The 11658-nt window shown below is 35.7% G+C and carries 10 protein-coding genes; 9 read left to right on the top strand and 1 reads right to left on the bottom strand.

What is annotated here, in order from left to right:
* Positions 1 to 26 precede the first annotated feature (26 nt).
* Both Q0770_RS02675 and Q0770_RS02670 read left to right on the top strand, forming a co-directional pair.
* Entirely contained in the window at positions 27 to 608 is a 582-nt protein-coding gene (locus Q0770_RS02675) for a phage tail protein (protein WP_299113730.1), read from the top strand.
* Positions 609 to 615: 7 nt separating this feature from the next.
* The gene (locus tag Q0770_RS02670) at positions 616 to 1290 is read left to right on the top strand and encodes a T9SS type A sorting domain-containing protein (RefSeq protein WP_299113728.1); all 675 of its coding nucleotides are present in this window, start codon (positions 616 to 618) and stop codon (positions 1288 to 1290) included.
* A 55-nt stretch (positions 1291 to 1345) separates the two neighbouring features.
* Here the strand turns inward: Q0770_RS02670 and Q0770_RS02665 are convergent, their stop codons facing one another.
* On the bottom strand, positions 1346 to 1723 hold the full coding sequence (locus tag Q0770_RS02665; protein WP_299113726.1) for an SPOR domain-containing protein: 378 nt from the start codon (positions 1721 to 1723) through the stop codon (positions 1346 to 1348).
* A gap of 214 nt (positions 1724 to 1937) precedes the next feature.
* Between Q0770_RS02665 and Q0770_RS02660 the strand changes: the two genes are divergently transcribed.
* Genes Q0770_RS02660 through Q0770_RS02630 form a run of 7 tightly spaced genes read left to right on the top strand, consistent with a single transcriptional unit; the run spans position 1938 to position 11653 of the window.
* Complete coding sequence (locus tag Q0770_RS02660) at positions 1938 to 3218, top strand: c-type cytochrome (RefSeq protein WP_299113724.1); 1281 nt, start codon at positions 1938 to 1940, stop codon at positions 3216 to 3218.
* Between the two features lie 25 nt (positions 3219 to 3243).
* Positions 3244 to 6333: a TAT-variant-translocated molybdopterin oxidoreductase gene (locus Q0770_RS02655; RefSeq protein ID WP_299113722.1), complete on the top strand. Its 3090-nt coding sequence runs from the start codon at positions 3244 to 3246 to the stop codon at positions 6331 to 6333.
* Positions 6334 to 6359: 26 nt separating this feature from the next.
* Positions 6360 to 8093: an NrfD/PsrC family molybdoenzyme membrane anchor subunit gene (gene nrfD, locus Q0770_RS02650; protein WP_299113720.1), complete on the top strand. Its 1734-nt coding sequence runs from the start codon at positions 6360 to 6362 to the stop codon at positions 8091 to 8093.
* A gap of 8 nt (positions 8094 to 8101) precedes the next feature.
* Positions 8102 to 8644 carry a DUF3341 domain-containing protein gene (locus tag Q0770_RS02645; RefSeq protein WP_299113718.1) on the top strand — a complete coding sequence of 181 codons (543 nt, stop codon included), beginning with the start codon at positions 8102 to 8104 and terminating at the stop codon, positions 8642 to 8644.
* Between the two features lies 1 nt (position 8645).
* Entirely contained in the window at positions 8646 to 9197 is a 552-nt protein-coding gene (locus tag Q0770_RS02640; protein ID WP_299113716.1) for a cytochrome c, read from the top strand.
* A gap of 22 nt (positions 9198 to 9219) precedes the next feature.
* Positions 9220 to 10566, top strand: coding sequence for a quinol:cytochrome C oxidoreductase (locus tag Q0770_RS02635; protein ID WP_299113715.1), 1347 nt, complete (start codon positions 9220 to 9222; stop codon positions 10564 to 10566).
* A gap of 25 nt (positions 10567 to 10591) precedes the next feature.
* Positions 10592 to 11653: a cytochrome c oxidase subunit II gene (locus Q0770_RS02630; protein WP_299113713.1), complete on the top strand. Its 1062-nt coding sequence runs from the start codon at positions 10592 to 10594 to the stop codon at positions 11651 to 11653.
* The last annotated feature ends 5 nt before the right edge of the window (positions 11654 to 11658 follow it).

Here is an 11658-nt window from a genome sequence, read left to right as displayed (position 1 = left end):
TCAGCTATTAATCAAATCAAATAATCATGAAAAAAATCATTACTCTTTTAATATTGGCTTTTGCTTTATGCTCAGTCAATTTATCTAATGCACAAGAACCTTTTATAGGTGAAATGAGAATGTTTGCAGGTAATTTTGCTCCTAGTGGCTGGGCTTTATGTGACGGTCAATTGCTTCCTATTGCCCAATATCAAGCTTTATTTTCAATATTAGGAACAACCTATGGCGGAGATGGGGAAACCACATTTGCCTTGCCAGATTTAAGAGGCCGAGCACCGGTACATGCTGGTAATGGTCCAGGGCTTCCGAATGTTAATCTTGGAGAAAAAGGAGGCGCTACTAGTTTTACGTTAGGCATAAATAATATGCCAACACATTCCCATACAGTTAATGCGGCACCCGCAGATGGGACTAGCTCTCTACCAGCAAACAATTATCCTGCTCAGACAAAAACTTTAGATCCAGAATATGCCACTAGTGGTGCAACCACAACTATGAATTCTGGTATGATAGGTAATACTGGTGGAGGTCAATTGTTAAATCATAGAAGCCCTTATACTTCGGTAAACTTTATTATAGCTTTAGTCGGTGTGTTTCCATCAAATTAATATAACTATGAAACTCTTTAATCAGATTTTTGCTGTGCTTTTCTGTGTGTGTAGTGTTTCCATGTTTTCACAACAGATTACGATGAATGCATGTAATACTCTATTAGACAGTAATGACTATATTTTTGAGCAAGTTAATACTGTAAATGGGCGCAATAGTTTCGAGACGGTTGCAGACCCAATGATGGGTTCAAGAGATTGTAGCGGTATAGGTTTTTGTAAACTGAAAATTGAGTGGAGTTCAGCCAATACACGATGGGAAATTTTAGCAGATGACGGGAATGATAATTTTACGAATACCTATTTGCTGTATTATAATGATGAAGCTTCAATGCCTAATCCACCAGGATTAACCTTAGGTACTTGGGAAGAAGCAACTACGGTTACACTGTCTCAATGCGGAGTAATTAATAGTTTGTCTGGAAGTGTTTTGGGTATAGATGATAATACTATAGAAACACAATTCAGAGTCTATCCAAACCCTGTAAAAGACAAATTGTATCTTAGTGGAAGCGCTCTAGAACAAGAGTATACTGTCTCACTCTTTGATGTTTTAGGTAAGCGTGTTGTTACTCAAAAAGATGTCAATTATATTGATGTTTCTCAATTAAGACGAGGTGTCTATTTTCTGAAAATTAGAATAGATGATACAACATTAAAAAAGAAAATAATTATTCAATAAAAAAAGAGCGAAACCGGTATTTAGGTTTCGCTCTTTTTATTTTAGATATTAAGTTTTAATCTTTCTTAGGCTGAAAGATAAAAGCATTCATATAATTTTTCTTAATACGTAGGAGGGCACGATCAGCTTCTAATCGGTCTCTAAAATTACCAACCCAAATTTTGTAATTAGGTGTGTTAAAGACCATTTCTGTTGGCCACTGGCTATATTTTTCTCTAAATTCAGACTTTACTTTTTCAGCTCTAAAAGAACTATCGCCACTGTAGACTTGAATTTTAAATGTTTCAACAGTTTTGACATCTTTTTTAAATTCTAAGAGCTTATTAATAGCATCTGGCTGATTAACAGTAACTGTTCCTTCTTGTGCAGATAGAGATACAGATATTGTAGTAAGTATTAAAAAGTAAAGAGTTTTTATATTCAAATTATTCATAATCTTTTGTTTGTATTGCAAAGTTATATTTTCTTAACGTATTCAACGATTATATTGTTATTTAGAATGTTTATAAATTAAATATTATGACTTCTCTAACATTTCTAAAATCGACTTTATGCCTTATTTTTGCATGAGTTTTTAGAAACATGGTTTTTATCATATTTTACTGAAAAAATCGTACCAAACTTTAGAAGATAATTCAACTACACATATGAAACACGTTATCTACCGTAATTTAACCTCAAATATTCTTCGTTTAGGTTTAATATTATTACTTACGTTTTCAACTACCGTTTTGGCCCAAGATGGCGATCCAGCAAAAGGAAAAACTTTATTTAACACGCATTGTGCAGCTTGTCATAAGTTAGATAAGGCAATGACTGGTCCTGCATTACGAAATGTTGAAGCAAGGCTTTCAGAAGATGAAGGCTTGGATAGAGATTGGCTATATGCATGGATAAAAAATAATTCTGCTTTAATAAATGCAGGAGATGCTTACGCAAATAAGATAAAGGATTATGATGCAAGTGCGATGAATTCATTTTCTTTCTTATCAAATGAAGATATAGATAATGTTTTGGCCTACACCGCTTTTGTGCCAGAGCCAACTCCAGGTGGTGGAGATGATACACCAATTGTAGTTCCAGAACCTGGGATTTCAAATGAAATAATTCTTGGAGCTTTAGCTCTATTATTTGCATTATTGGCTATGGCACTTGTTTTGGTTAACAGAACATTAAAGCGTTTTGCTGATGCAAAAGGTATTGCGGTTGCTGAGAGTGAAAAAGGAATACCGATTTGGAAAGCCTTTGTTCAAAACCAATTCTTAGTGTTAGTAACATCTATAGCCTTATTATTAGCTAGTGGGTATTTTGTTTACGGCTACTTTATGCAAGTGGGTGTGGATCAAGGTTACGAGCCTGTGCAGCCAATACATTACTCACACAGAATCCACGCGGGAGATAATAAGATAGATTGTAAATACTGTCACTCATCTGCAAGAGTTAGTAAAACTTCAGGTATTCCTTCTTTGAATGTGTGTATGAACTGTCATAAAACAATTTCGGAAGTAGCTCCTGAAACTTTAGCAGAAGGGCAAGAGTATGGTGTTGATTATAATGCTGAAATTCAAAAACTATATGATGCTGTAGGTTGGGATGGTAGAGCATACACTGGAGAAACAAGTCCAGTAAAATGGATACGTATTCATAACTTACCTGACTTTGCTTACTTTAATCACTCTCAGCACGTTTCTGTTGCAGGTATTGAGTGTCAGACATGTCATGGTCCGGTTGAAGAAATGGAAATTATGTACCAGCACGCGCCATTAACAATGGGTTGGTGTATCAATTGCCACAGAGAAACAAATGTAAAAGTTAAAGACAACGCATACTATACAAAAATTCACGAGCAATTATCTAAGAAATATGGAGTGGAGCAGTTAACTGCAGCGCAAATGGGTGGATTAGAATGTGGTAAGTGTCATTATTAATAATTAAGAAGTAACTCACAATTATATGTCATCAAACAAGAAATACTGGAAAAGTGTTGAGGAGCTAAACGAAAATAGCCCTATTGTTGAGACGCTACAACAAAATGAATTTGTGGAAGCAATTCCTACAGATGAGTTTTTAGGAGATAAAGAAACATTAGAATCTTCATCTACTACGCGTCGTGATTTCTTAAAATATGTTGGTTTTAGTACAGCAGCCGCTTCTTTAGCAGCCTGTGAAGGACCAGTTGTAAAGTCTATACCTTACGTAGTACAGCCAAAGGAGATTGTTCCTGGTGTAGCTAACTATTATGCAACTACAATTGCAGATGGTTATGACTTTGCTAGTGTTTTAGTGAAAACAAGAGAAGGCCGACCAATAAAAATTGAGAATAACAATTTGGCAAAAACCAATGGTCATGCCAATGCAAGAGTTAATGCTTCAATTTTAGGTTTATACGATAGTTTGCGTGTTAAAGGGCCGATGAAAGGCGATACTGCTATTTCATGGGATACTTTTAATACAGACACTAAAAAGATTTTAAACGAAGTTGGTGATAAAGAAATTGTATTCTTAACACAAACTTTAGCAAGTCCTTCAACGTCTAAGTTAGTTGGGGAGTTTACAGAAAAGTATGGTAATGTGCGTCACGTATCTTACGATGCGGTTTCAGAATCAGCAGCATTAGATGCGTTTCAGGCAAAATATGGTAAACGAGCTTTAGCAAATTATGATTTTTCTAAAGCCATGACTATTGTGTCTGTTGGTGCAGATTTCTTAGGAGATTGGCAAGGTGGCGGATTTGATTCTGCTTATGCGAATAAGCGTATCCCTGACCATGGGAAAATGTCGCGTCATATCCAGTTTGAATCTAATATGTCTTTAACTGGTGCTAACGCGGACAAGCGAGTGCCAATGAAGCCAAGTGAACAACGTTTAGCATTAGCTAAATTATATAGCTATGTTACTGGAAATGGTGTTAGTGGTAATCTTCCAGAAAATTTAGATAAAGCCGTTAGAGCTGCAGCTTCAGAATTAAAGAAAGCAGGTAGTAATGGTGTTGTAGTTACAGGCATTCAAGATGTAAATGCACAAACTGTTGTGTTAGAGCTTAACGAGGCATTGTCTAGTAAGGCTTTTGATACAACAACTACAATTAATACAAAGCAAGGTAACGATAAAGCCGTAATGCAATTGGTTGCCGATATGAAAGCTGGTAAAGTAGGTGCTTTAGTAATGGTTGGAGTAAATCCAATGTACACATTACCAAATGCAGCCGATTTTGCTGAAGGTTTAAAGAAAACTAAGTCTATTGCTTTCTCTATGAAGCAAGACGAAACAGCGATAAACTGTGATTATATTGCTGCAGCGCCTCATTATTTAGAATCTTGGGGAGATGTTGAAATAAAAACAGGTCACTACGCATTAATGCAACCGACAATCCGTCCTTTGTTTGATACAAAACAATTTCAGGATGTATTATTAACGTGGACAGACAATGCAACAGCATATAACGATTATATAAAGGCCACTTGGAAAGAAAGCATTCTTAATGGTGCTTCTTATAACCAAGCATTACATGATGGGGTGTTTGTTTCTGGGTCTTCAACTGTTGAAGAAACTACTACAACTTCAGATACTGAAGATGTTGAAACACCAAACGGAAATGCAGCAAGAGCTTTAGCTTCTTCTGCTAAGTCAAGCGGAATGGAATTGTCAATCTATACCAAAACTGGTTTAGGAGATGGGCAACAAGCCAATAACCCTTGGTTACAAGAATTTCCTGATCCAATAACAAGAACATCTTGGGATAATTATTTAACGATTTCAAAAGCAGATGCAGACGCTGCAGGTTTAGTAAATGAAAACGTTGCAAATGGTGGACTTAATGGTAGTAAAGTAGACGTTACTGTAAATGGTGTGACTGTTAAAGATGTACCAGTATTAATTCAGCCAGGTCAAGCAAAAGGCTCAGTAGGTTTATCATTAGGTTATGGTAGAACGTCTGGTCTTAAAACAGAAATGCAAACAGGTGTAAACGCCTACCCATTATATCAAAACTTTAATGCAGTTCAAGAAGTTTCTATTTCTAAAGCTGCTGGAGAGCATGAATTTGCTTGTGTGCAATTGCACAATACCTTAATGGGACGTGGAGATATCATTAAAGAAACCACTTTAGAGGTATTCAACACAAAAGATAAAAAATACTGGAATGCTATTCCTGAAGTATCATTAAATCATATCGAAACGCCTGTAACATCTCCAGATGTAGATTTATGGGATGAGTTTGATCGTTCTGTAGGACATCACTTTAACTTATCGATAGATTTAAATGCCTGTACAGGTTGTGGTGCATGTGTAATTGCATGTCACGCAGAAAACAATGTGCCTGTTGTTGGTAAATCTGAAATGAGACGTAGTAGAGATATGCATTGGTTGCGTATTGATAGATATTACTCATCAGAAGATACCTTCAGTGATGATTTAGAAAAGAAAGAAAACATTTCTGGTTTAGGAAGTTCATTAAGTGAGTTTGGTGAAATGGAAAATCCTAATGAGAATCCTCAAGTGGTATTCCAACCAGTAATGTGTCAGCACTGTAATCACGCACCTTGCGAGACTGTATGTCCTGTTGCAGCAACAGCTCACGGTCGTCAAGGTCAAAACCACATGGCATATAACCGTTGTGTAGGGACACGTTACTGTGCAAATAACTGTCCATATAAAGTACGTCGTTTCAACTGGTTCTTATACAGCCAAAATGACGAGTTCGATTACTTTATGAATGATGATTTAGGACGTATGGTATTAAACCCAGACGTTACTGTTCGTTCTCGTGGTGTGATGGAAAAATGTTCATTCTGTATCCAAAAGACGCAGAAAACTATTTTGGATGCTAAGCGTGATGGACGTGAAGTTAAAGATGGCGAATTCCAAACAGCTTGTTCAGCAGCTTGTGGAAGTGGCGCGATGATATTTGGTGATGTTAATGATAAGGAAAGTGAAGTAGCCAAATTAAAAGAAGACGACCGTATGTATCATTTATTAGAGTACGTTGGTACAAAACCTAATGTGTTCTATCATACGAAAGTTAGAAATACGAAAGAAGCTTAAATTAATAAAGAAATCAATATATAATTATGGCGTCTCATTACGAAGCACCTATTAGAAGACCTTTAGTAACTGGAGAAAAATCCTATCACGACGTCACTGTCGAAGTTGCTAGACCTGTCGAAGGAAAAGCAAACCGCGCTTGGTGGATTGTTTTTAGTATTGCTCTTGTAGCATTCCTTTGGGGAATAGGTTGTATTATTTATACCATATCTACAGGAATCGGCGTTTGGGGTCTTAATAAGACTGTAAACTGGGCTTGGGATATTACAAACTTTGTTTGGTGGGTAGGTATTGGTCACGCAGGAACCTTAATTTCTGCAGTACTTTTATTATTCCGTCAAAAATGGCGTATGGCTATTAACCGTTCTGCGGAAGCCATGACCATTTTCTCAGTTGTACAAGCTGGTTTATTCCCAATTATTCACATGGGTCGCCCATGGTTAGCCTATTGGGTATTACCAATTCCTAACCAATTTGGTTCATTATGGGTAAACTTTAACTCACCATTACTTTGGGATGTATTTGCAATTTCTACATACTTATCTGTTTCATTAGTATTCTGGTGGACAGGTTTATTACCAGATTTTGCAATGATTCGCGATAGAGCAGTTAAGCCTTTCCAAAAGAAAATATATGCTTTATTAAGTTTTGGATGGTCTGGACGTGCTAAAGATTGGCAACGTTTTGAAGAAGTTTCATTGGTACTTGCTGGTTTAGCAACACCTTTAGTATTGTCTGTACACACCATTGTATCGTTTGATTTCGCAACGTCAGTAATACCAGGATGGCATACCACGATTTTCCCACCATACTTTGTTGCTGGTGCGATTTTCTCAGGATTTGCCATGGTAAATACATTATTAATCATCATGCGTAAAGTATGTAATCTAGAAGATTATATTACCGTGCAGCACATCGAGTTAATGAACATAGTCATTATGATTACAGGTTCTATAGTAGGTGTAGCTTATATTACGGAGTTATTTATAGCATGGTATTCAGGTGTTGAGTATGAGCAATATGCATTCTTAAACAGAGCTACTGGACCTTACTGGTGGGCATATTGGGCAATGATGACCTGTAATGTATTCTCACCACAGTTTATGTGGTTCAAAAAATTACGTACAAGTATTATGTTCTCTTTCTTTATTTCTATTGTAGTAAACATAGGAATGTGGTTTGAGCGTTTTGTAATTATTGTAACATCATTACACAGAGATTACTTACCATCGTCATGGTCTATGTTCTCTCCAACATTTGTTGATATAGGAATCTTTATAGGAACAATTGGATTCTTCTTTGTGTTATTCTTATTGTACTCGCGTACATTCCCTGTAATAGCACAGGCAGAAGTAAAAACAATTTTAAAATCTTCAGGTGAGCGTTACAAAAAAATTAGAGAGCGTGGTGATAGTTTAGTAGGTACAGGAGCTGATGATAGAACATCTTCATCAACTGCTCAAATGGCTAGTACGTCGAATTCTGATGCATCTTCTTCTAATGATGCTAAAGTTAGCGACCTTTTAGGAAGTATAGGTGCTTTTGATGCCACGACAGGTACTGCCGATGATTTAAAGAAAGTAAATGGTATTGGACCTAAAATGGAAGAAGTATTAAATAGTATTGGTATTTATACGTTCCTTCAAGTAAGTAAGATGACCAAAAAAGAATATGACTTGTTAGACTCAATCACAGGTTCTTTCCCAGGAAGAGCGGAGAGAGATGATTGGGCTGGACAAGCTAAAAACTTATTAAACTAATAATAGATATGGAAGCAGCTTCAAAAGTAGTTCATGCTATTTATAACGATGATGATATCTTAATGTCTGCCGTTAAAAAGGTAAAGGCTGAAAAGCATCATATCGAAGAAATATATACACCTTTTCCTGTACATGGACTAGATAAAGCTATGGGATTAGCACCTACACGAATTGCAATTGCTGCGTTTATGTATGGTTGTGTTGGTTTAACTGTTGCAATTGTGATGATGAATTTTATCATGATTAAAGACTGGCCACAAGATATTGGTGGTAAGCCAAGTTTTAGTTACCTAGAAAACATGCCAGCTTTTGTGCCGATTATGTTTGAGCTTACGGTGTTTTTTGCAGCCCATTTAATGGTTATTACATTTTACTTACGTAGTAGAATGTGGCCTTTTAAGAAAGCAGAAAATCCAGACCCAAGAACAACAGATGACCATTTCCTTATGGAAATAGCTATCCATAATAACGAAGCTGACTTAACAAGCTTGTTAAAAGAAACAGGTGCTGTTGAGATTAATATTATTGATAAAGACGAAGAAGCACATTAATATGAAGACTACACTAAAAATAACAGTAGTATTAGTAATGCTATTTACTATAGTGTCTTGTAACAAAAAAACAAGACGTAACTATCAATATATGCCAAATATGTATCAGCCTGTAGGCTATGAACCTTATCAAGAATCTGATGCGTTTAAAGGAGATATGGAAGCTCAATTACCTGTTGAAGGAACAATTCCAAGAGGTTATTCTTTATACGAGATTGAAGATACGACAGAAGGGTATGAAGAAGCAAAGGCAGGATTAGAAAGTCCTTTAGATTCTTCAGCGGTTGATTTCGCAAGAGGAAAAGAATTATATGATATATACTGTGGTATTTGTCATGGTAACAAAGGTGACGGTCAAGGTACTTTAATGAAGCGTGAAAAAATCCTTGGTGTACCAAGCTATGACACTAGAGAATTAACAGAAGGAAGTATCTATCATGTTATTTATTACGGATTAAACTCTATGGGTTCTTATGCAAACTTTATGAGTGAAGAAGAACGTTGGCAGGTAGTAGCTTATGTTGAAAAACTAAAAGCTGATTTAGAAAAATAAGATTTAGATAAAGATTATATAAATGGAATATAAAATTTCAAATCGATTAAAGATAGCGTCAATCATTTTAATGGTCGTTGGAGCATTGGGATGGACATATGGCTTTTTAGATTCTCACCATTATGAAACTGTTGATGATGTTAAAGAGCTTTTAGCTAGCGAATCTCATCATGGTGGCGAGCATGCAGAAGAAGGACATGGAGAAGCTCACGGCGAAACTACTGCACATGCTGATGAAGCCCATGGTGAAGATCATGCTGAAGAGCATAAGATGAGTCATGAAGAACATGTATTACATCAAATACACAATAGACCTTATGCGGCTTTATATGTTGCGGCATTTTTCTTCTTTATGATTGCTTTAGGTGTGTTAGCATTTTACGCTATTCAATATGCTTCACAAGCAGGATGGTCTCCAGTACTTTTTAGAGTTATGGAAGGGATTACATCTTATGTGTTGCCAGGAGGTATTTTAGTATTATTAGTAGCTTACTTTGGAGGTTCACATCTTTTTATTTGGATGGATCCTGAAGTAGTTGCACATGATGAAATTATTCAAGCTAAAGAAAGTTGGCTTAACAAAGGTTGGTTCTTTGCAAGAGGAATTATCTTTTTAGCTGGTTGGTCTGCGTACCGTTATTTTTCTCGTAAATTTTCATTAGCTCAAGATACAGCTGAAGGTAATAGTAACTTCAAAAAGAATTTTAGAATATCTGCAGCATTCCTTGTGTTTTATATTTATACAGAATCTATGATGTCTTGGGATTGGATTATGAGTGTTGACCCTCATTGGTTCTCTACATTATTTGGTTGGTATGTATTTGCAAGTATGTTTGTAAGTGGTATTACAGTAATTGCATTAATAACCATCTACCTAAAATCTAAAGGATTATTAGAGTTTGTTAATGATAGCCATTTACATGATTTAGCTAAATTCATGTTTGGTATCAGTATTTTCTGGACGTACTTATGGTTCTCACAGTTTATGTTAATCTGGTATTCTAACATCCCTGAAGAAGTAACATATTTTGTATCAAGAATCGAAGATTACAAATTACCATTCTTTGGTATGGTAGCAATGAACTTTGTATTCCCATTATTATTATTGATGAATAGCGATTATAAGCGTATACCTTGGTTTGTTGTTATGGCAGGTATCGTCATATTATGTGGTCACTATTTGGACATATTCAATATGATTATGCCAGCAACTGTTAGTGATAGATGGTTTATTGGAGCACCAGAATTAGGAGCAATATGCTTCTTTGCTGGAGTCTTTTTACTCATTGTGTTTACAGCATTAAGTAAAGCACCTTTATTGGCAAAAGGAAACCCATTTGTTAAAGAAAGCGAGCACTTTCATTATTAATTAAAAATTTAGAACTGAAACGATAATGACAACTTTGTTAATATTTATAATAGTACTATTTGTAGCTGTTGCCATGTGGCAAATGGTTAAGATTTTTGATTTGGCGCAAGTAGGTGCATCAAACAATCAAGTAGCAACAGACAAGGATAATACATTTAATGGTTACATGATGATAGGTTTCCTAATCTTCATCTATGCCATTACTATTGCTAGTTTCGTGTATTTAGGTGATTTGCCTTTAATGTCTAACGCTGCATCTGAGCATGGTCCAGAACTAGATAACCTTATGATTATATCTATGGTTATCATTTTTATAGTGCAAACCATTACGCAATTCTTATTACACTACTTTGCATATAAGTATAAAGGTGAAAAAGGACGAAAAGCATTATTTTATGCAGATAACAATACACTTGAAGCCATTTGGACAGTTATTCCCGTAATCGTTTTAGCCGGTCTTATCATCTACGGATTATTTACTTGGAATGATATCATGAATATTGATGAAAGTGAAGATCCAATGATTGTAGAGTTATATGCTCAGCAATTTAACTGGAAAGCCAGATATGGAGGAGACGATAATGTATTAGGTAAAGCTAATGTTAGATTAATCGATTTAGATCGTGCTAACATATTAGGTATAGATGAAGATGATCCAAATGCTCAGGATGATGTTATTGTTACAGAATTACACTTGCCAGTAGGTAGACCTGTATTATTCAAGATGCGTTCACAAGATGTTTTACACTCGGCTTATATGCCACATTTTAGAGCACAGATGAATTGTGTTCCTGGTATGGTAACCCAATTTGGATTTACACCAACTATAACTACCGCAGAAATGCGTCAAAATCCAGACATACAGGATAAAGTCGCTAACATTAATGCATTGCGTTTAGAGCGCAAAGCAGAAATTGAAGAAGCAGGTCAAGATTTAAATTACCAATTTGACTATTTGCTTTTATGTAATAAAATATGTGGTAAATCTCACTACAACATGCAAATGAAAATTGTAGTTGAAACACAAGAAGAATTTGATGCATGGATTGCGGAACAGAAGACATTCCCAAATTCATTAAATAAATAAACTGA

The organism is uncultured Winogradskyella sp. (genome assembly GCF_947501905.1).
Taxonomy (GTDB): domain Bacteria; phylum Bacteroidota; class Bacteroidia; order Flavobacteriales; family Flavobacteriaceae; genus Winogradskyella.
This window is presented reverse-complemented; position numbering and strand designations above follow the sequence as displayed.

What these genes read in the sequence shown, in the direction of transcription:
- Q0770_RS02670 (WP_299113728.1), top strand. Translation starts at nt 616, where the DNA reads ATGAAACTCTTTAATCAGATTTTTGCTGTGCTTTTCTGTGTGTGTAGT.
- Q0770_RS02635 (WP_299113715.1), top strand. Translation starts at nt 9,220, where the DNA reads ATGGAATATAAAATTTCAAATCGATTAAAGATAGCGTCAATCATTTTA.
- Q0770_RS02630 (WP_299113713.1), top strand. Translation starts at nt 10,592, where the DNA reads ATGACAACTTTGTTAATATTTATAATAGTACTATTTGTAGCTGTTGCC.
- Q0770_RS02675 (WP_299113730.1), top strand. Translation starts at nt 27, where the DNA reads ATGAAAAAAATCATTACTCTTTTAATATTGGCTTTTGCTTTATGCTCA.
- nrfD (WP_299113720.1), top strand. Translation starts at nt 6,360, where the DNA reads ATGGCGTCTCATTACGAAGCACCTATTAGAAGACCTTTAGTAACTGGA.
- Q0770_RS02660 (WP_299113724.1), top strand. Translation starts at nt 1,938, where the DNA reads ATGAAACACGTTATCTACCGTAATTTAACCTCAAATATTCTTCGTTTA.
- Q0770_RS02645 (WP_299113718.1), top strand. Translation starts at nt 8,102, where the DNA reads ATGGAAGCAGCTTCAAAAGTAGTTCATGCTATTTATAACGATGATGAT.
- Q0770_RS02665 (WP_299113726.1), bottom strand. Translation starts at nt 1,723, where the DNA reads ATGAATAATTTGAATATAAAAACTCTTTACTTTTTAATACTTACTACA.
- Q0770_RS02655 (WP_299113722.1), top strand. Translation starts at nt 3,244, where the DNA reads ATGTCATCAAACAAGAAATACTGGAAAAGTGTTGAGGAGCTAAACGAA.
- Q0770_RS02640 (WP_299113716.1), top strand. Translation starts at nt 8,646, where the DNA reads ATGAAGACTACACTAAAAATAACAGTAGTATTAGTAATGCTATTTACT.